We start from the raw sequence: 19551 nt of genomic DNA, 5'->3' as shown, positions 1-19551 counted from the left end.
GTCCGGTCGACGGCCGTCATGGGACGTGGAGCCCGGGAGGTGTCTGCGGGGTGGGTGATACGAGACCGCGGGCCGGACCTCCGGGTGGAGGTCCGGCCCGCGGTCGGGTGTCGTCGGGGGATCAGTGCTCGTCGTGGCGACGAGTACGGTTCTCCTCCTGCAACGTGGTGAGCATCGAGTGCTCCTGGTGGTGCTTGTCGTGGTCTGCGTCGTCGAGCATCCGCACCTCGTCGACGGGGTCGGCCGTGAGCGCACCCCGCGGGGGACGACCGGCCGCGCCGAGCTGGTTCATCTTGGTGGGGACCTTGGCACCGGCGTACTCGAGCGGCACGGCGTGGCCGTGCTCGTCGACCGCGCCGAGCGGCTGGTGGACCTCGACGAACTCGCCCTGCGGCATCCGCATGATGATGCCGGTCTCGATGCCGTGTTCCAGCACCTCGCGGTCCGCCCGCTGCAGGCCCAGGCAGAGACGGTAGGTGAAGAAGTACATGACCGGTGGCAGCAGGATCAGGCCGATCCGACCAGCCCACGTCGTCGCGTTCAACGAGATGTTGAAGTGGTACGCGATGAGGTCGTTGGATCCCATCAGCACCAGGATGACGTAGAACGTGAGGGCCATGACGCCGGCAGCGGTACGCACCGGAACGTCACGCGGACGCTGCAGCAGGTTGTGGTGCGCGGTGTCACCGGTGAGCTTGGACTCGATCCACGGGTACAGGAACATCACGGCCACCATGGCGCCGAGCATCACGGCCACCCAGAGCACCGCGGGAACGGTGTAGGGCCCCAGGTAGAGCTCCCACGCAGGCATCACACGAGCGCCACCCTCGGTCCACAACATGTACCAGTCGGGTTGCGAACCGGCTGAGATGTGGGACGGGTTGTACGGGCCGAGGTTCCATATGGCGTTGATCGTGAACAGGCCCGAGAAGAGCATGAGCATGCCGACGGTGATGGCGCCGAACGCGATGGACTTGACCGCGAAGACCGGGAGGATCCGGACGCCGACCACGTTGTTCTCCGTACGGCCGGGGCCGGGGAACTGCGTGTGCTTCTGGTACCAGACCAGCGCGAGGTGAGCGGCGATCAGCGCCAGGATGATGGCCGGGATGATGAGCACGTGCAGCACGTAGAAGCGCGGGATCATGAGGTCGCCGGGGAAGTCCCCGCCGAAGATCATCCAGTGCATCCAGGTCCCGATGACCGGGAGGCCGACGATGATGCCCGAGGTGATCCGGAGGCCGGTGCCTGAGAGGACGTCGTCCGGCAGGCCGTAGCCGAGGAAGCCCTCGACGATACCAAGGAGCAGGAGGACACAACCGATGACCCAGTTCGCCTCACGCGGTCGCCGGAACGCACCGGTGAAGAAGATGCGGATCATGTGTACGACCATGGAGGCGACGAACAACAGCGCCGCCCAGTGGTGGATCTGCCGCACGAAGAGCCCGCCGCGGACCTCGAACGAGATGTTGAGTGCCGTCTCGTAGGCGCGGGAGATCTCGATCCCGTTGAGCGGGGCGTACGCACCCTGGTAGATCACCTTCGACAGTGACGGGTCGAAGAAGAGGGTGAGATACACGCCCGAGATCAGCAGGATGACGAAGCTGTACAGGGCGATCTCGCCCAGGAGGAAGGACCAGTGCGTCGGGAAGACCTTGTTGATCTGCCGGCGCATGCCCTTGGCCATGGTGTACCGCGAGTCGAGCTCGTTGCCGACCGCGGAGACTTTGCTGTTGTTGCTCATGAACGACGCTCCCAGAAGGCAGGTCCGACCGGCTCGATGAAGTCGCCGTTGGCGACGAGGTAACCCTCGCTGTCAACCGCGATGGGCAGCTGCGGCAGCGCACGGGCAGCGGGGCCGAAGACCGGCTTCGCGTACTCGAGCGCGTCGAACTGCGACTGGTGACACGGGCAGAGGAAGCGGTGCGTCTGCTGCTCGTACAGAGAGGTGGGGCAGGCGAGGTGCGTGCAGATCTTCGAGTAGGCGTAGAGGTCGCCGTAGTTGAAGTTCTCCTGGCCCTTGCGCTTGATCACCTTGGCCGCATCCGCGGGGCGGAAGCGGATCAACATGACCGCGTTTCGCACACCGTGGATGGAGTGCATGTGCTCCTCGAAGTCTCCCAGGGCGTGCTCGGGAAGCGGGAACACGGACTCGAGTCCACCGGCGGAGAGGTCCTCGACGTGGATGCGCTCGAGGCGCCCCTCGCCCGCCGGGGGATGACCGTCCGGGTAGACCTTGCCGGTGTCGCGTCCGAGGTACACCTTCTCGGCGGGGAGACCGTCGGGCCGGCTGTCCGAGGCGAGCGTCCACCCGGTGGTGTGCAGGGTTCCGTCGCCGGCGACGTCGAGTTCCCCGCGTCGCCACGGGTTCTTGATCATGCCGCCGAGAGGGAGGATCGCCGACAGTCCGATGAGACCCACACTCGCGCCGAGGACGCCTCCCATGACCTTGCGTCGCCCGAGGGTCGAGGTCTTCCAGGAGTCGTTGAGCTCGGCGACGATGGTCCGGCGGTCGACTTCGTCCGACACCCCGTCGTGACGCGTCTGGACCGAGACCTCCTCGGGGATGAACTTCTTGGTGAACTGCACGGCGCCGAAGCCCAGGAAGAGGATCGACAGACCGATCGTCAACCCGAGCAGCGGCGTGTACATCATGTAGAGCCAGTAGCCGTCCTCGCCCTCGCCGCGGTACTCCCAGGGCCAGGCGATGTAGATGACGGCGAAGGCCAACGCCAGTACCGCGGAGAGCGCGAACCAGATCGTGACGGCGCGGGCGGCACGCTTCTCGGATCGGGACGTGACACCTTCCGGCCACCGGTTCTCCCGGAACCGGACGTCTACCTCGTCGAGCTCGGTCCCCAACCGGACGAGCTCGGCATCGCTCATCCGGTCGAGGTCCGCGGGGGACGGGTTCTTGGGGGTCTCACTCATGAACGGGATCCGATCCACAGGGTCGCACCGATGAGGGCGACGATGCCGACTAGCCAGATGGCCACACCTTCGGTCACGGGGCCGAGACCGCCGAGGGCGTAACCGCCGGGCGAGACCTTGGAGTCCGTGTCCTTGACGAAGGCGATGATGTCCTTCTTCTCGTCAGGCGTGAGCTGGCGGTCCGAGAACTTGGGCATGTTCTGCGGGCCGGTGAGCATCGCCTGGTAGATCTCCTGCTCGTTCGCAGGATCGAGCGTCGGAGCGTACTTGCCCGCCGACAGTGCGCCGCCACGTCCGGTGAAGTTGTGGCACGAGGCGCAGTTGAGGCGGAAGAGCTCGGAACCGCGCGCGATCTCCTCCGCCCTGGCCTGGCCGGAGGCACCACGCAGGGAACCCTGGGCGATCCCACCGTCCGGATCGGTGACGATCTCGGGGCCACCGCCGTAGAGGTCCACGTACGCCGCGAGCGCGATGATCTGGTGCTCGCTGTAGCGCGGCTTCTTGCGCTCGGCCTGGGCCTCGTTGTTGGCCGCCGGCATACGTCCGGAATGGACCTGGAAGTAGGTCGCGCCGGCGCCCGTGCCGACCAGCGACGGGCCGCGGTCCTCGACACCCTGGAGGTTCTGGCCGTGACAGGTGATGCACGCGATGTCGTAGATCGACTTGCCCTCGGCGATGAGCGCAGCCTGGTCCTGCTGGGCCGTCGCGACCTGGGGCTCGGGGACGACGGCCGTGGCGATGGCCCCGGCGCCGAGCAGACCGGCGGCGATGACGAGCGCGCCGGTCGCCTTTCGGCGCCGCCTGGCCGAGGCCGGACGAGCCGGATTCACCGCGGGATCCGGCGACGGGGATTCCGCAGCGGGTGGGTGAGGTGAGTTCATTGTGAGTTCCCTTTGGAGTTGGGACCTGCTGGACGCAGCGTCCTGCGGCCAGCTGACTACTGAATGAAGTAGATGGTGACGAAGAGGCCGATCCAGACCACGTCGACGAAGTGCCAGTAGTACGACACGACGATCGCTGCCGTGGCCTGGGCGGGTGTGAACCGTGACATCGTCGTCCGCATGACGAGGACGACGAACGCCAGTACACCGGCCGCCACGTGGAGACCATGGAATCCGGTGGTGATGAAGAAGACGGATCCGTAGACGCTCGACGAGATCGTGGTGCCCTCGAGGTAGAGCATCACGTACTCGTAGACCTGGCCGACGAGGAAGACCGTGCCCATCAGCGCCGAGATGATGTACCAGCGGCGGAGACCGAAGACGTCACCCTGCTCGGCGGCGAAGACGCCCATCTGGCAGGTAACCGAGGACGCCACCAGTATCGCCGTGATAGTCAGGGCGAACGGGACGTTGAGGTGCGTCGGGTAGGAAGGCCAGTCACCTCCCGAGTTCGCCTTGGAGACGAAGTACATCGCGAACAGGCCCGCGAAGAACATCAACTCCTGGGACAACCAGATGATTGTGCCCACACTGACCATGTTCGGCCGGTTCAGCGAATGAACGCGCTGAGCCATTGCCGATCCTGAGTTATCCACTGCGCTCGTCACAGGGCCAAGTATGACCCCTGAGGTGGGAGGAGGCTGCACGGACCCCCGATTTCGGCGTGTCCACACGGGGTTTTCGCAGGTCATTCCTAGAACTCTCCGCCGGTACGTCACAGACCCCACCCCGCCCGGGGGCTGGCGGGAGAAATCAGTGCCTTCACAGACTCCGCGTGGGATGGCCGGGCGGGGCATGGAGAGGGAGTCAGCGGGCGAGGCCCGGGGCCCTGGTGGCACGATTGTCGCAGTGTGAATGGTCGGTGACGGACCGACCGGATCGAGGGAGAGGGGTCGGCTCACGTGGGGAGTTCTGCAGCGTTCGACGAGGGCCGGTCGTGGCCCGGGGTGCTCGGCACCCTGACGGCGGGAGGGGACCTGGATCCGGCGGACGCCGGATGGGCCATGTCCCGGATCATGGAGGGGGAGGCCACGGACGCGCAGATCGCGGCGTTCGGTGTGGCGCTCGCCATGAAGGGCGTGACGGGCCCCGAGCTGGACGCCCTCTCCTCGACGATGCTCGCCTACTCCCGTCGGGTCCCCACCTCCCGCCCCTGCGTGGACATCGTGGGCACGGGTGGCGACAGGCAGGGGACGGTCAACATCTCCACGATGTCCGCACTCGTGGTCAGTGCCTGTGGCGTACCCGTGGTCAAGCACGGAAACCGCGCCGCGTCGTCGAAGAGCGGCGGGGCCGACGTCCTCGAGGCCCTCGGAGTCGCGATCGACCTGGGTCCGGAGGAGGTCGCCCGTTGCGTGGAGGAGGTCGGGGTGGCCTTCTGCTTCGCACCCGTATTCCATCCCGCGCTCCGCTTCGCGGCCGCGCCCAGACGGGAGATCGGTATCCCGACGGTCTTCAACATCCTGGGACCCCTGACCAACCCCGCCGCTCCGACGGCCAACCTCATCGGTTGCGCGTTCGAGCACCTCTTGACCGTGATGGCCGAGGTGTTCGCGTTGCGGGGACGGTCGGCACTCGTGGTGCGTGGCTTCGACGGCCTGGACGAGATCACGATGACCGGACCGACCCGGGTGCTACGAGTCGCCCAGGGCCGGATAGGCCAGGACGAGATCGCCCCCGGGGACTTCGGGATGGCCACGTGTGGGATCGAGGAGTTGCGAGGCGGCGACGGGCGCCACAACGCCGGTGTCGCTCGGGAGCTGATCGCGGGCCGGGAGGGGCCGGTCCGGGACGCGGTACTCCTGAACTCGGCGGCGGCGCTGGTGGCGTTCGACGGACTCGACCCGGGAGCCGACCTGGTGTCGGCGATGAGATCGGCGGTTGATCGGGCCGCGGAAGCGATCGACGCCGGTGAGGCCGGTCGACTCCTGGACAGGTGGGCGTCGTTCAGCGCCACTCGCCACTGAGCCCGGCCCCGGCCCCTACGCCGTGGTCGCCGGAGGCCGCCCGCTCGGCGCGGTCCGCCCACCAGGTCAGGGTGTGGGCCCCGTCGATGGGGAGAGTCCAGCTGCCCGCGGTGGAGACGATGCGGGTGGGCGCGGAGTCGATCCACCTGTGAACGTGTCTGATCCCCGCCGCGGTGGCCCCGCACAAGGGGCCGGGACCGGGCTGCACGGTCGTGGCCCCCGCTGTGAGTGAATCGATGACGGGGAGAGGGGCTGCCCCGGCCGGGACGATCCCGGAGGCGGCGAGGCGACCGTGTCGCACGACGGCCACCGCCCAGGTACGTCCGGGGGCGGGCTGGGCGAGGACGAGCTCGGCCAGGCCGGCCGTCGCGGCGAGTTCCTGTTGGCGGGCGAGGATCCGGACGAGAGCCGCGACACGATCCCGCAACCGTGCGGCGCGCTCGAAGGCCCCGTCCGCCGCCAGCGCGTCGACGCGACCCACGACCTCGCGGAGACGGGTCGAGTCCCGCCCGGTGACCAGCCCCGCCCAGGTCTCCTGATCGGGAGGGGAGTCGGTGGCCTCGAGAAGGTCCTGCCACGCGGCCCTGGCGTCGTCGGCCCGCCGGAACGGACCGAGGGCGAACGGGTGGTCCGGGCTCCTCGTCACCTGCCCACGGATCGCCCTGCCGGTGGGCGGGGAGAGCCACCACCCGCGTCGGGGGTTGCGGGAGCGTCGGTTGTACGGGGGCTGGAGGGAATCGATGAGTCGGTCCTCCACCGTCCATGCCTCCAACAGGTGCGCGCACGCCACCGACTCGATGCTCGCGGCCAGCCCGACCATGGTCCGCATCCTGCTGCGCGAGTCCCCGCCGGAGTAGTAGGAGCGGGCCCTCCGGCGTACCGAGCCGGACGAGCCCACGTAGAGGGCGCCGCCCGAGCCGTCTCGGAAGACGTAGACCCCGGGCCCGGTGGTGAGCGGGTCGGTCAAGGAGGCGCGGCGCCGTACCTCGGGCGTGAGGCGACCGTCGTACGCACGGAGCTCCGAGAGCGTGGCGACCCCACAGTCGCCGACCCGGGAGATGAGGGCGTGGAGAACGTCGACGGTCGCACGGGCGTCCTGGAGGGCCCGGTGGTTCGGCTCGACGGCCGAGCCCAGATGAGCGGCGAGCTCACCGAGACGATGACCGCGGGTCTCGCCCCGGTGGAGCACCTTCCGCGCCAGGGCGAGGGTGCAGACCGAGGGGGGGTCGGGCCACGGATGGCCGGTGGACGCGGCTGCCGCGCGGAGGAACCCGAGGTCGAACCGCGCGTTGTGGGCTACCAGGACGGCCCCGCGCGAGAACTCCAGGAACGTCGCCATCACCTCGCCCAATGAGGGGGCCCCGACGAGATCCCCGGGGGCGATGCCGGTGAGCCTGCTGATGTGTCCAGGGAGGTGGCCGTCGATGGCCACGAACGTGGACAGCTCCGCCCGGACCTCGCCGCCCCGCACGCGAACCGCTCCGATCTCGGTGATCTCGTCCGTCCCCGGTCGTGTGCCGCTGGTCTCCAGGTCCACCACGACGAACGTCACCTCGGAGAGCATCGGTTCGAGTTCGTCGAACGCCGCCTGGACCCCGGACGGTCGGGCCGGGACTCGGGTAGGAGGCGAGGGCATGCCGGAAACGGTAGCGACCCGGTCCGACAGGGCCGGGGTGGCCACCCGTCCGACGGCGACCGCGGGAGGGGATGTCGTACCCCGCCCCTACGGTCTGTCGCGGGCGGTAGATCGCGGCGCGGTAACGAATGGGCAACACGCCCAGGACGGAGTGTGATGTAGATCATGTTGTCGATGGACTGCTCACGGTGCCCGGTTCGCCCGCAACAGTGCGAGGACTGCGTTGTCGCTCTGCTCACTTCCGATTCTGTGCAGGTGAGCGCACTTTCCGAGGAGTCGTGCGGATACGTCCTGGAGCCTGAGGTGCGCACCGCGATCGAGGTGCTCATGGAACTCGGAATGGTCTCGTCCCTCGAGATCGTGGCTACTCACACCGCCGCGTAGCGGATGGACTGGACTTCGACGAGATGGTTTCGTAACCTTTTTGAGACCTCGGAAGTCATCACCCGCCCGCCGGTGGGGAGCCGGGGTCACCACCTAAGCGCCCGCAGGGCGCACCGGGGAACCACGTTCCACTGGGGTGAATCGCCTGTAGGCCGAAAAGGCCCGGGGGCGTAGGACAGACTTCCGTGTCCGAACCCGTCAGCTAACCCGGTCGGTGTCGCAGGAAGGAAGAGGATATCAGTCTCGTGGGAGCTCACAGCATCAAGACCAGTTCGACCGGGCGCCGTGCCGCCGCCGCAGGACTGCTCGCAGCCGGGGCCGCCGTAGCCGCCTCCGGTACCGCGGCCGCCGCGCCCGTGACCGTGGACGTGCCCGTCGAGCTCCGCCTGCCGGGCGTGCCCGCCCAGGTCACCGTCGACCTCCCTGAGGGCGTCGCCCTCCCCGCCGGTCTCGTGCAGGCGGCCCCCGCCCAGGCGGCACCTGTCGAGTTCGCCACCCCGGCTCCGGTCGTCTCCACCGGCCAGCGGATCGTCGACGCCGCCAGCACCCGGGTCGGTTCCCCCTACGTGTGGGGCGCCACCGGTCCCAGCTCGTTCGACTGCTCCGGTCTGACGTCCTGGGCATACAAGGAGGCCGGGATCTCCATCCCGCGCACCAGCCAGGCCCAGATCGGCGGAGGCACCCAGGTCGCCAAGGCCGACCTGCAGCCCGGCGACATCGTCGCCTTCTACGACGGCGCCAGCCACGTCGGCCTCTACGCCGGCAACGGCCAGGTCGTGCACTCCCCGTCCTCGGGCAGCTCAGTGCACTACGCCCCGCTGGACTCCATGCCGTTCTACGGTGCGACCCGCTACTACTGAGTCGCCCCGGGTCACGCGCTCTCCCGAACCCCGCCGACCACCGGACGCATAACCGGTGTCGGCGGGGTTCGTCGTCTGTACCATCCCGACCACGGAGCATGACGGCGTCTCCGCCGCATTCCGGTCGTCAGAGAACACCTAACCGAGAGCTCGACAGTGCCCATGACCTGCAGTGTCCGAGCGGTCGCGATATCCGTGGCCGCGGCAACAGTACTGAGCGCTGGTGCCGGGGTGGCCTCGGCGCAGATTCTCGCCCCACCGCCCGGTACGTCGCCGGGTGTCGTCGAGCCCCCTGCGCCCCCCGCCACTGTTACCGCCCCCACCACCCCTACCGCCCCCACCGTTCCCACCACCTCGATCGCTCCCACCGTCGACACCGCCCCGGCCGGCGAGGACCTGGCCGAGCTGGCGCGGTTGTCCGAGGAGGCCGGTGCCCTGGGGGAGGAACTGCATCAGGCACGGTCGGACCTCGACCGCGCGGTCGCCGAGCGTGATCGTCGCGAACGTGAGGCCGGTGTCGCCGTCGCACGTGCTCTGGCCGCCGATGTGGACGCCTCGCGGGACCAGTCCCTCGTCGACCGCCTCGCGACCATGCGCTACCGGGGGGGTGACACCGGCGCCACCCGTGCCGCGGTACTCGCCGACAGTCCCCGCGACCTGGTCGACCGGCTCGGGACCCTGCAGCGGCTCTCCGGTACGACCACCAGCGCGCTCGACGCGTCGCGGGCGGCCTCGGTGGAGGCCGCCCGCCTCCGACTGGACGCCGAGGCGGCCTCGGAGCTCGCGCGGGTATCCGCCCGGGACGCACAGAATCGGTCGGATGAGATCGATCGCCGGACGGACGAGATGAGGGCGCGGATCGACGAGGTGAGGACCCGGGTGGACGCGCTCTCGGACACCCAACGTCGGCTCTGGGCCGGAGGGCCGCTCGTGCCCCCGGGTTACGTCGCGCCGCCCGCCGACGGGGTCAACTCGGCCGCTCTGAACGTGGCCCTCACCCGACTCGGCGCGCCGTATTCATGGGGGGCGACCGGCCCGTCGGAGTTCGACTGCTCGGGACTCATGGTGTGGTCCTACGCCCGGGAGGGCAAGACGCTACCGCGGTCGAGTCAGGCGCAGGCGGTGTCGGGAGCGCCCGTCGCGATGGCCGATATCCAACCGGGCGACCTCGTGATCTACTTCCCGGAGGCGACCCACGTCGGCATGTACGCAGGCGACGGTCTGGTGCTGCACGCGCCGACCTACGGCGTCCCGGTCAAGCTGGAGAAGGTCGACGCGATGCCGGTCAGCGCGATCCGACGCTACTGACCCGGGGAGACCGGGCAGGCGCGTCGTCGTGGCGCTGTGGCAGGCTCGGACCCGATGACGAGGACCCTGTTGATCACCAACGACTATCCGCCGCGACCCGGCGGCATCCAGTCGTACCTGGAGACCTACCTGGCCCACCTCGACGCCGAGGACGTCGCGGTGCTCACCTCGACGTTCCGCGGGGACGAGTCGGCGGACTACGACGCATCCCGGCCCTACCTGGTCGAGAGGGTCCCCACGGAGATGCTGCTCCCGACCCCTGATCTCGCCGCGCGTGCCCGGCGGCTGGCCTCGGACTTCGGCGCGAGCACCGTGTGGTTCGGCGCCGCGGCGCCCCTGGCGGCGATGGCGCCCGTCCTCCGCGACGGGCCTGTCGACCGGATCGTCGCGAGTACCCACGGTCACGAGGTGGGATGGTCGATGCTGCCGGGTTCGCGCCAGGTGCTCAGGGTGATCGGAGAGTCCACGGACGCCGTCACCTACGTGAGTGACTACACGAGACGTCGGTTCGCGGCGGCGTTCGGTCCACACGCACGGCTCGTCCACCAACCCGGCGGGGTCGACACCGAGAGGTTCCGGCCTGATCCAGTGCGACGGAAGTCGACCCGAGAGCGGTACGGGGTGGCGGACCGGGAGGTGATCGTGTGTCTGTCGCGCCTCGTCCCGCGGAAGGGCCAGGACGCGTTGATCCGGTCGATGCCGGAGATCGTCCGCCGCGTGCCGCAGGCGGTCCTCGTCGTCGTCGGAGGTGGACCCCACCGTAAGACACTGGAGGGGTTGGCGCGCCGACACGGTGTGGCCGACCGGGTGATCTTCACCGGCCGGGTCCCGGCGGACGAGATCGTCGACCACCACCGGATGGCGGACGTGTTCGCGATGCCGTGCCGCACCCGTGGTGGGGGACTCGATGTGGAGGGGCTGGGGATCGTCTACCTGGAGGCCTCGGCCTGCGGCGTGCCCGTGGTCGCCGGCCGGAGCGGCGGGGCGCCGGAGACGGTGCTGGACGGGACCACCGGTCTCGTGGTGGACGGCACGTCGGAGGGCGAGATCATCGATGCGGTGGCCGGTCTGCTCACCGACCGTCCACGCGCCTCCGCGATGGGTGTCCGCGGTCGCACCTGGGTCCTCGACTCCTGGCGGTGGGAGGACCTCGCCCGCGGTATGGAACGGGTGCTCTCCGGAGACTGACCCCGTCCCGCCGGTCCCGCCGGTCCGGGCGGGACGGGCGGGCGGCGGACCACCCGTCGATCAGGCGTAGAGATCCTCGATCTGCGCCGCGAACTTCTGGTGCACGACGTTGCGCTTGACCTTGAGCGAGGCGGTGAGTTCGCCGGTCTCCTCGGTGAACTGGTCGGGGAGCACGTGGTATTTCTTGATCGCCTCGGAATGGGAGACGGTCCTGTTGGCCCGGGCCAGGGCCTGGTCGAAATGCTCGATCATGGCTGCGTCGCCGAGGAGCTCGTACAGCGAACCGGTCTTGCCGTGGTGGCTCTTCCACCTCTCGAGGGCCTCCGGATCGAGGGTGAGCAACACCGCGATGAACGGCTTGCCGTCGCCCACGCACACCGCCTCGGCGACGAGGGGGTCGGCACGGAGCGCGTCCTCGAGCTGGCTCGGGGCGACGTTCTTGCCCCCGGCGGTGACGATGATCTCTTTCTTGCGGCCGGTGATGGTCAGATAGCCGTCCTCGTCCAGGGAACCGAGGTCGCCGGTCCGGAACCAGCCGTCGGAGAAGGCCTCCGCCGTGGCGCGTTCGTTGCGCCAGTAGCCGGAGGTCACCACCGGGCCGCTCACCTCGACCTCGCCGTCCGGCGCGATACGCACGGCACACCCGGGGAGAGGCTGACCGACGCTGCCGATACGCATCTGGCCGGGGGTGTTAACCGCGATCGCGGCGCAGGTCTCCGTGAGGCCGTAACCCTCGAAGATGTTGACGCCGATGCCGTCGAAGAAGTGCGTCAGGCGCTCACCCAGCGGGGCACCACCGGAGATGGCGATCTCGCACTGTCCGCCGAGTGCGGCGACGAGCTTGGAGTAGACCAGCTTGGAGAACAGGGCGTGGCGGAGCCGTAGTAGTGGTCCGACCCGGCCGCTTCGGTTCGCCTTGGAGTAGGCGACCGCGGTGTCGGTGGCCTTGTCGAACATCCACGCCTTGACGGTGCCGCCGTCCTGGGCCGTGGCCTGAGCCTTGGTGAAGACCTTCTGGAACACGCGGGGGACGGCCAGGATGTAGTGCGGCCGCATCTCGCCGAACGTGTCCACGAGGTTGGTCAGGTCCGACGAGTGAGCGATCCGGACGCCGGCGTGGAATCCCGCGTAGGTGATGGCGCGGGCGAGGACGTGGGCGAGCGGGAGGAACATCACCGTGGTCGCGTCCTGGCGCAGGTACTGGTTGAACGGGGTCTCGAGGACCGCGAGCGCCTCTGACATGAAGTTGCGGTGGGTGAGCATGCAGCCCTTGGGCCGGCCCGTGGTGCCCGAGGTGTAGATCAACGTCGCGGGGGAGTCGGCGGTCACCCCGGCGCGCCGCGCGTCGAGCACGCCGGCATCCGCGTCGGACCCGGCTGCGGTGAGGAGGTCCAACGCGGGGGAGTGGCCCTCGATCACGAGGACGTCGGGGGTGGCGTCCGACCCGGAGGTCCCCTCACGGGCGGTGGCGGCGTGGGTCTCGTTCTCGACGATGATGAGTCGCGCGCCCGAGTCCTCCATGATCCAGCGGATCTGCTCGGCAGAGGAACTGTCGTAGACGGGCACCGTGACGGCGCCGGCCGCCCAGATCGCGAAGTCGATCACGTTCCACTCGTATCGGGTCGAGCACAGCAGCGCGACCCGGTCCCCGGCCTCGATACCGCGAGCCACCAGGCCCAGCCCCACGGCGCGGACCGTCTCGGCGAATTCGGTATTGGTGACGTCCGTCCACCTGCCGTCCACCGGCCGTTGGAACGCCACGTTGTCCGGTGTCCGCTCCGCGCGGTCGTAGGCCGCCTGGACGCAGGACCAGTCGTCAGGGACGGTGAAAGTGGCGGGAGCGGCGACATATTCGCGCAAAGGGTCCTCCTGGTGGGGACGTTCGATGGTCTAATCGCAGTGAGGACACACTATCCCCGGGGCGGGTCGACGATCACGCCACCCATGTACCCGGGGCGCTGATGACTCGAGGACATCCAGCGCGAAGATGTGTGAAGCTGGGGGATATGAGCGAGGACAACGGTGCCCCCGAGGTCTGGCCGACCAGGGACTCCACGGTGATCGATGCGACCGTCGAGGACGTGATGGCCGTCATCTCCGATTTCGACACGTACCCCGAATGGTCCACGTCGATCAAGGTGGCGGAAGTCCTGTCGATCGGCGCGGACAGTCGACCCGACCGGGTCCGGTTCTCCCTGGAGGCCGGCGCGATCGTCGACGACTACGTTCTCGACTACTCCTGGTCCGCTGATGACAAGGCCGTGGAGTGGCGGCTGGAGAGCTCGGCGCTCCAACGCGCCCAGAAGGGCTCGTATCACCTCGAGCCGGTCGAGGGCGGCACGAGGGTCGACTACGAGCTGGAGATCGAGCTCGTGGTGCCGGTGATCGGGCGGCTGCGCAACCGGGCCGAGCGGCGGATCCTCTCCGAGGCGTTGCGGGAGCTCAAACGCCGGACCGAGTCGCGGTGACCGGCACCAGGGTCGTGATCGTCATGGGCGGAGACCCCGCCGACAGGTCCCACGCCACCGCGGAGCTGCTCCTGGACGACGGGGGGACGGCTCTGATCCTGACCGGGGACCCCGACGCGGTCGATCCCCGGTTGGACACCACCGACGAGGGTCCGGTCGAGGTCCGTGCCGACGACCCCACCACGAGGCTGGAGGCATACAGGTCGGGCGCGGTGGACCCCGACGACGATGTACTCGCGGCGCTGGCCACCGGCAGCGACGCCCCCCTCGCCGCGGTGCTGGGGTGGGAATACGCCCGGAGGGCCGCCGCGGCCGGGGTGTGGGACACGGTGGTGGCGGAACTCGACGGCGACCTGGCGGCGGTGCGCCGGATCGCGGCCGCGGGGGACCTGTCCGCCTTCGTGGAGTCGCGCTGGCCCGCCCACGTCCGGTTCGCGTCCATGGCGGCCGGCGACCGCGCCGACTCCAGGGTGCGCGAGGCGCACCGCATGTCACTGCTCGCCACGGACGTCTCGGATTTCCTCGCGGGGCCGATCGAGGTCGTCGCCGTCGGGAGTGCGCCGGGCAGGACCGTGGCCCTGGCGGAACTCGCACGGGGTGCGGTGACGCCGTCCGTCGCGCCCGACGGTAGCGGGGGGTACAGGATGGAGTGCCCCGTTCCGGCCCCACCGGTCTCATCGCCGACGGTCGAGGGAGACGGACTCCGCCTGGAGCACCATGGTTTCCGGGCGCTGCTCCCACTGCCCGCGTTGCTGTCCCGGTGCGTGTTGGTGGCTTCGCACTTCGACCCCGGGGAGTGCACGGTCGTGGCGACCTTCGTCCCCGACCCCGACCTCTGGCCACCGAATCTCGTCCCGACAGGATCCGCGGACCGGTCGGGGTAGTATCCGCTTTCGGCAATTCCCATTCGACCCGAGGACCGGTGACCACGTTGCTGTACTGGTTGTTCAAGTACGTGCTGATCGGGCCATTTCTCAAACTGACCAGTCGCCCGGTCATCACCGGGCAGGAGCACTTCCCCGAGAAGGGTGCGGCGCTCCTGGCGGGCAATCACCAGTCCGTGGCCGATTGGCTGTTCACCCCGCTCGTCCTCCGCCGCAAGATCAACTTCCTCGCCAAGAGCGACTACTTCACGGGTACGGGACTCCGCGGCATGCTCAGCAGGTGGTTCTTCGCCGGAGCCGGGGCGTACCCGATCGACCGCACGGACGCGGACGCCGCGCACGCGGCTCTGACAGCGGGCCTGGAGGTGCTCTCGTCGGGGCAGGTCCTGGGGATGTACCCGGAGGGGACCCGTTCCCCGGACGGTCGTCTGTTCCGCGGCAAGACCGGACCCGCACGGCTCGCCCTGCGCGCCGGGGTGCCGATCATCCCGGTGGGCGTGATCGGAACGGGCGAGTACGTCCGCAAGATCAGCAGGTTCCGCAGGGGGCCCGTCGAGGTGCGGGTCATGCTCGGCGAGCCGCTCGACATGGCCCCGTGGGCGGGGAGAGAGGGCGACCGGGACGCCGAGCGGGAGATCACTGATGAGGTCATGCGCCGTATCCAGGCGCTGACTGGCCAGGAGTACGTCCACGACACCTATGGCGCGGACATGAAGAAGCGCTACGAGGCGGTGCGGAAGTCCGGGCACAACCTCCTCGACCGGCCCGTCGAGGGACAGCGCTGATTCGGTGCGCTACTTCTACGACTGCGAGTTCATCGAGGACGGCACCACCATCGACCTGGTCTCGGTGGGGATGGTGGCGGAGGACGGCCGCGAATTCTACGCCGTGTCCACGGAGTTCGACCCGGCGAAGGCGGGCCCGTGGGTGCGCCGGAACGTGCTGCCCAAGTTGCCCAACCCGTCGTCCGGGGCGTGGATGTCACGCGCGCGGATCAGGGACGAACTGTACGACTTCGTCACCGCGCCGGTGTCCGGGCCCGTCGAGTTGTGGGCGTGGATCGGGGCCTACGACCACGTGGCGGTCTGTCAGCTCTGGGGTGACATGACCCAGCTCCCGGCGGCGATGCCGAAGTTCACCCGGGACGTGCGTCAGCTGTGGGAGATGGCCGACCGGCCGGACCTGCCACCGCACCCGGGCGGTGCACACGACGCGCTCGGCGATGCACGGCACGCACTGATGCGGTTCCGGGCCATCGCTGCGAGAGAGCCCCACCTGGGTCTCTGAGGTCGCCGCGTGCAGCGGTGGCGTATCCTCGCCGGGTGAGCAACTGGACAGTCGACGTCGACATCGCGCAGCTTCCCGACCTCCCTCCGCTCTCGGCGGATCTCGATCGGTTGTTGGCCGATGCACTCTCGCGACCCGCACTGCAGCAGCCGTCGTGGGATCCGGATCACGCTGCGGCGATGCGCAAGGTCCTCGAGAGCGTTCCGCCGATCTGTGTGCCCTCGGAGGTCGAGCACCTCTCGGACCGACTGGCCGACGTCGCGCACGGCCGTGCGTTCCTGCTCCAGGGCGGGGACTGTGCCGAGACCTTCGAGGCCAACACGGAGCCGCACATCAAGGGCGTCATCCGCACGCTCCTCCAGATGTCCGTCGTCCTGACCTACGGTGCGTCGATGCCGGTGGTCAAGGTCGGCCGGATCGCCGGTCAGTACGCGAAGCCGCGGTCCGCGGACCGTGACGCGACCGGGTTGTTCTCCTACCGCGGAGACATGGTCAACGGACTCGAGGCGGACGAGAGCGCCCGCGGGCACGACGCGTCCCGCCTGGTCCGGGCCTACGCCAACGCCGCCGCCGCGATGAACCTGGTCCGGTCGCTGACGGCGTCCGGGACCGCGGACCTGCACCGCGTCCACGAGTGGAACATGGAGTTCGTCGCGGGGTCGCCGGCAGGCGCGCGTTACGAGGCGCTCGCGGCGGAGGTCGACCGCGGCCTGCGGTTCATGGATGCCTGTGGGGTCTCCGACGAGAACCTGCGGTCGGCGGACATCTTCTCCTCCCACGAGGCCCTCGTTCTGGACTACGAGCGCGCGATGCTGCGCCTGGCCGACGACGGCACCGGGCTCACCGGGGACGCGGGTCAGGGACTGTACGACCTCTCGGCCCACTTCCTGTGGATCGGTGAGCGGACCCGCGGTATCGACGACGCGCACGTGGCGTTCGCCTCGCTCATCGAGAACCCGATCGGTCTGAAGATCGGCCCCTCCACGACCCCGGAACTCGCCGTGGAGTACGTGGAGAAGCTCGACCCGCGGAACCGACCCGGGCGTCTGACCCTGGTCTCGCGGATGGGCAACGACAAGGTGCGCGACGCGCTACCGCCGATCGTCCAGGCCGTCGAGGCCTCGGGTCACAAGGTCATCTGGCAGTGCGATCCGATGCACGGGAACACCCATTCCACGTCGAACGGCTACAAGACGCGGCATTTCGATCGCATCATCGACGAGGTCCAGGGCTTCTTCGAGGTCCATCACGCCCTCGGTTCGCACCCGGGCGGGATCCATATCGAGCTCACGGGCGAGGACGTGACCGAGTGCCTCGGGGGCGCCCAGGACATCTCCGACCTCGATCTGGCCGGCCGGTACGAGACCGCGTGCGACCCGCGGCTCAACACGCAGCAGTCGCTCGAGCTGGCCTACCTCGTGGCCGAGATGCTCCGCAACTGAGGACGTAGGCACCACACCGGTCTCGCAGGGCGCCGCCGACGGCCTCACCCCAGGGCGTCGATCTCGACCTCACTGCCCCGGGCCACGACCCGTCCGGGCAGGGGGTTCTGGCCGTAGACGATCCCGCTCCGGGACCCGGTGTCGAGGGTGGGGTTCAACCCGGCGTCCCGCAGGGTCTCCTGCGCGTTCGAGGCCCTGGCACCCAACACCACGGGGACGGTCACGGCGTTCGACGGGACGATCCGCAACACCGCGTTGGCCGGATCGAGTCGCCGACCGGCGGGCGGGTCGGTGCGGACAACCCGGCCGTCGGAGATCTGCCGGTCGGTGACGGGGGCCTCTCGGACGATGGTGAACCCGGCCTCCTCGAGGACCTGCGCGGCCTCGTCGACGGGCACGTCCGTAACGTCGGGGACCGTGAGCGCGTTGGAGACCAGCAGCGTCACGTCGTCTCCGCGTGCGACGTCCGTTCCGGGGTCGGGGTCGGTGCCCACGGCGAGCCCGCCGTCCACCTCGCCGTCGTAGACCCGTCTGACCCCCGATACGGTGAGACCGGACCCCTCCAGCGCGGCCCTGGCCTGGTCCTCCTCGAGCCCCACGACGTCGGGCACCCTCACGGGTGCGGGACCGGAGCTCGTCACCATCGACACCCGCGTACCCACGTCGACGGTCGTGCCGGACCGCGGTTCCAGGCCCACGACCTGACCCACCGGGACCGAGTCGGAGTGTTCGGTGCCGCCACGGACGGGCTCGAGGGAGTTCTCCCGCAACAGGGCCGAGACGGTGTCGACGTCCCGTCCGGCGCCCACCTCGGGCACGACCGGACGTCCCACGGAGACCAGTACCGCGACCGTCTCGCCGCGGGGCACCCGTACACCGGCCTCGGGGTCCGTCCCGACCAGCCCCGACGGGGGCACGTCGTCGCTGAAGGCGTCGCGGGTGGAAGCAGCCAACCCGACCTCGTTCACGGCGTCGGTCGCCTGCCCCACCGACATCCCCTGCACGGCGGGGACGGTGACGAAGCGGCCGGAGCCCAGCCACCAGCCGGCGAGGGCCAGCACGAGGGCTACGGCGAGGACCACCACCAGCCACAGCAGACCGAGCTTGCGCCGGGGGCGGATCGGTGTCCGGTCGGGGGACCGCTCGACCTCCCCCGGTGGGTACGGGGCCGCGGCGGGCTGCGGCGGCGACGGTTCGAGGCCTGCCCGGGTCTGCACGCGAGTCGGGACGGGTCCGTTCCCGTGGTTCAGCGCCTCACCGCTCTCGCGGTCGGCGGCGTCGAACTCCGAGTCGCCCCCGGGTGCCGATCGCGCGGCGGCGGCGCGTGCCCGGGACCACGACGACTGGCTCGGCGCCGGAACGACGTAGGTGGGGAAGCGCCCGATCTCGGCGGCCCGGTCCAGGTCGTCGATCATCTCCCCGGCGCCGGGGTAACGGTCCTCGGGGCTGCGGCGGGTAGCCCGGAGGATCAGGTGGTCGAGGTCCTCGGCCACCGAGTCCGACTGGTCCGACGGCGCCGGGACATCGGTGTCCAGGCGCCGGTAGGCCACGGCGATCGAGTTGTCCCCGTTGAAGGGCGGCTCCCCGGTGAGCATCTCGTACGCGAGGACCCCCAGGGAATAGAGGTCGGAACGGCCGTCGGTGTCATCGCCGGAGATCTGTTCCGGCGACAGGTACGCGGCGGTCCCCATCACGACGCTCCGCGAGGTGGCCCTGGATTCGGCCACCGCACGGACGAGTCCGAAGTCGGCGAGCTTGACCGCCCCGGTGGTGGAGATCAGGACGTTCTCCGGTTTGATGTCGCGGTGGACCAGCCCGGCCTCGTGGGCCTCGCGAAGTGCGCCCAGGAGGGGGCGCAACACGGCGGCGGCCGCGTACGGCGGCATGGGTCCGCGCTCGTCCAGCAGTTCGCGCAGCGTTCCGCCGGGGACCAGTTCCATCACGAGGAAGGCGGTGTCGCCCTCGACGCCCTGGTCGAAGACCTGGACGATGCCGGGGTCGGAGAGCCGGGCGACGGACCGGGCCTCGAGGGTGAACCGGTCGACGAAGGCGCGATCGCCGGCGAGCGCCGGGTCCAGCAGTTTGACGGCGACGTGACGGTCCAACCGCTCGTCGGTGGCGAGGTGGACGATCGACATCCCGCCGCGTGCGATCACGGCGTCCAGGCGGTACCGCCCGTCGAGCAGGGCGCCCGGCCCTGGTAGCTGCCCGTCGTGAGTGGTCATGTGGTCCATTCTGCCTCCCGGGCTCCCGAT

Annotated in this window: 17 protein-coding genes and 1 riboswitch; of the genes, 10 read left to right on the top strand and 7 right to left on the bottom strand. The window is 69.6% G+C overall.

What is annotated here, in order from left to right:
- Positions 1–121: 121 nt before the first annotated feature.
- Genes NJE57_RS10990 through NJE57_RS10975 form a run of 4 tightly spaced genes read right to left on the bottom strand, consistent with a single transcriptional unit; the run spans position 122 to position 4480 of the window.
- Positions 122–1744 carry a cytochrome bc complex cytochrome b subunit gene (locus tag NJE57_RS10990; RefSeq protein WP_319028450.1) on the bottom strand — a complete coding sequence of 541 codons (1623 nt, stop codon included), beginning with the start codon at positions 1742–1744 and terminating at the stop codon, positions 122–124.
- Positions 1741–2931: a ubiquinol-cytochrome c reductase iron-sulfur subunit gene (locus NJE57_RS10985; protein ID WP_319028449.1), complete on the bottom strand. Its 1191-nt coding sequence runs from the start codon at positions 2929–2931 to the stop codon at positions 1741–1743. Before NJE57_RS10985 ends, NJE57_RS10990 begins: the two co-directional genes overlap by 4 nt.
- Positions 2928–3812 carry a cytochrome c gene (locus NJE57_RS10980; protein ID WP_319028448.1) on the bottom strand — a complete coding sequence of 295 codons (885 nt, stop codon included), beginning with the start codon at positions 3810–3812 and terminating at the stop codon, positions 2928–2930. The genes NJE57_RS10985 and NJE57_RS10980 overlap by 4 nt, the downstream gene beginning before the upstream one ends.
- Before the next feature lie 56 nt (positions 3813–3868).
- Positions 3869–4480, bottom strand: a complete 612-nt coding sequence (locus tag NJE57_RS10975) for a heme-copper oxidase subunit III (RefSeq protein WP_319028447.1) — start codon at positions 4478–4480, stop codon at positions 3869–3871.
- A gap of 294 nt (positions 4481–4774) precedes the next feature.
- Here NJE57_RS10975 and trpD point away from each other — a divergent pair, with 294 nt between their 5' ends.
- Positions 4775–5839, top strand: coding sequence for an anthranilate phosphoribosyltransferase (gene trpD, locus NJE57_RS10970; RefSeq protein WP_319028446.1), 1065 nt, complete (start codon positions 4775–4777; stop codon positions 5837–5839).
- On the opposite strand, the gene NJE57_RS10965 is transcribed toward trpD, so the two are convergent.
- Positions 5820–7475, bottom strand: a complete 1656-nt coding sequence (locus tag NJE57_RS10965; RefSeq protein WP_319028444.1) for a DEDD exonuclease domain-containing protein — start codon at positions 7473–7475, stop codon at positions 5820–5822. The two genes, trpD and NJE57_RS10965, sit on opposite strands and share 20 nt — an antisense overlap.
- A gap of 255 nt (positions 7476–7730) precedes the next feature.
- Here NJE57_RS10965 and NJE57_RS10960 point away from each other — a divergent pair, with 255 nt between their 5' ends.
- The 4 genes from NJE57_RS10960 to NJE57_RS10945 all read left to right on the top strand — a co-directional run bounded on the left by NJE57_RS10960 (position 7731) and on the right by NJE57_RS10945 (position 11215).
- The gene (locus NJE57_RS10960) at positions 7731–7859 is read left to right on the top strand and encodes a hypothetical protein (RefSeq protein WP_319028443.1); all 129 of its coding nucleotides are present in this window, start codon (positions 7731–7733) and stop codon (positions 7857–7859) included.
- Positions 7860–7939: 80 nt separating this feature from the next.
- A riboswitch (cyclic di-AMP (ydaO/yuaA leader) is annotated at positions 7940–8091 on the top strand.
- A gap of 13 nt (positions 8092–8104) precedes the next feature.
- Positions 8105–8719, top strand: coding sequence for a C40 family peptidase (locus tag NJE57_RS10955; protein ID WP_319028442.1), 615 nt, complete (start codon positions 8105–8107; stop codon positions 8717–8719).
- Between the two features lie 162 nt (positions 8720–8881).
- Complete coding sequence (locus NJE57_RS10950) at positions 8882–10027, top strand: NlpC/P60 family protein (RefSeq protein WP_319028441.1); 1146 nt, start codon at positions 8882–8884, stop codon at positions 10025–10027.
- 54 nt (positions 10028–10081) lie between these two features.
- Positions 10082–11215, top strand: a complete 1134-nt coding sequence (locus tag NJE57_RS10945; protein WP_319028440.1) for a glycosyltransferase family 4 protein — start codon at positions 10082–10084, stop codon at positions 11213–11215.
- A 60-nt stretch (positions 11216–11275) separates the two neighbouring features.
- On the opposite strand, the gene NJE57_RS10940 is transcribed toward NJE57_RS10945, so the two are convergent.
- Positions 11276–13075 carry a long-chain fatty acid--CoA ligase gene (locus tag NJE57_RS10940; RefSeq protein ID WP_319028439.1) on the bottom strand — a complete coding sequence of 600 codons (1800 nt, stop codon included), beginning with the start codon at positions 13073–13075 and terminating at the stop codon, positions 11276–11278.
- Between the two features lie 146 nt (positions 13076–13221).
- On the opposite strand from NJE57_RS10940, the gene NJE57_RS10935 reads away from it, so the two are divergent.
- From NJE57_RS10935 to NJE57_RS10915, 5 genes are read left to right on the top strand one after another with little or no spacing between them, the layout of a single operon-like run.
- The gene (locus tag NJE57_RS10935) at positions 13222–13683 is read left to right on the top strand and encodes an SRPBCC family protein (protein WP_319028438.1); all 462 of its coding nucleotides are present in this window, start codon (positions 13222–13224) and stop codon (positions 13681–13683) included.
- A complete protein-coding gene (locus tag NJE57_RS10930) occupies positions 13680–14567 on the top strand; it encodes a hypothetical protein (protein ID WP_319028437.1) in 888 nt (295 codons plus the stop codon). Before NJE57_RS10935 ends, NJE57_RS10930 begins: the two co-directional genes overlap by 4 nt.
- Before the next feature lie 47 nt (positions 14568–14614).
- Entirely contained in the window at positions 14615–15352 is a 738-nt protein-coding gene (locus NJE57_RS10925; RefSeq protein WP_319028526.1) for a lysophospholipid acyltransferase family protein, read from the top strand.
- Between the two features lie 4 nt (positions 15353–15356).
- Positions 15357–15854: a polyadenylate-specific 3'-exoribonuclease AS gene (locus NJE57_RS10920; RefSeq protein WP_319028436.1), complete on the top strand. Its 498-nt coding sequence runs from the start codon at positions 15357–15359 to the stop codon at positions 15852–15854.
- Between the two features lie 35 nt (positions 15855–15889).
- Positions 15890–17296 carry a class II 3-deoxy-7-phosphoheptulonate synthase gene (locus NJE57_RS10915; RefSeq protein WP_319028435.1) on the top strand — a complete coding sequence of 469 codons (1407 nt, stop codon included), beginning with the start codon at positions 15890–15892 and terminating at the stop codon, positions 17294–17296.
- A 44-nt stretch (positions 17297–17340) separates the two neighbouring features.
- On the opposite strand, the gene pknB is transcribed toward NJE57_RS10915, so the two are convergent.
- Complete coding sequence (pknB, locus tag NJE57_RS10910) at positions 17341–19521, bottom strand: Stk1 family PASTA domain-containing Ser/Thr kinase (RefSeq protein ID WP_319028434.1); 2181 nt, start codon at positions 19519–19521, stop codon at positions 17341–17343.
- Positions 19522–19551: the final 30 nt, after the last annotated feature.

The sequence above is a fragment of the Dietzia sp. PP-33 genome, from assembly GCF_033790845.1.
GTDB lineage: Bacteria > Actinomycetota > Actinomycetes > Mycobacteriales > Mycobacteriaceae > Dietzia.
The sequence above is the reverse complement of the archived record's forward strand: the minus strand, read 5'-3'. Positions and strand labels throughout refer to the sequence as shown.

Bases quoted from the DNA above. Each gene is read 5' to 3' on its own strand.
- NJE57_RS10965 (WP_319028444.1), bottom strand. From the start codon at position 7,475: ATGCCCTCGCCTCCTACCCGAGTCCCGGCCCGACCGTCCGGGGTCCAG.
- NJE57_RS10980 (WP_319028448.1), bottom strand. From the start codon at position 3,812: ATGAACTCACCTCACCCACCCGCTGCGGAATCCCCGTCGCCGGATCCC.
- NJE57_RS10935 (WP_319028438.1), top strand. From the start codon at position 13,222: ATGAGCGAGGACAACGGTGCCCCCGAGGTCTGGCCGACCAGGGACTCC.
- pknB (WP_319028434.1), bottom strand. From the start codon at position 19,521: ATGACCACTCACGACGGGCAGCTACCAGGGCCGGGCGCCCTGCTCGAC.
- NJE57_RS10985 (WP_319028449.1), bottom strand. From the start codon at position 2,931: ATGAGTGAGACCCCCAAGAACCCGTCCCCCGCGGACCTCGACCGGATG.
- NJE57_RS10990 (WP_319028450.1), bottom strand. From the start codon at position 1,744: ATGAGCAACAACAGCAAAGTCTCCGCGGTCGGCAACGAGCTCGACTCG.
- NJE57_RS10945 (WP_319028440.1), top strand. From the start codon at position 10,082: ATGACGAGGACCCTGTTGATCACCAACGACTATCCGCCGCGACCCGGC.
- NJE57_RS10950 (WP_319028441.1), top strand. From the start codon at position 8,882: ATGACCTGCAGTGTCCGAGCGGTCGCGATATCCGTGGCCGCGGCAACA.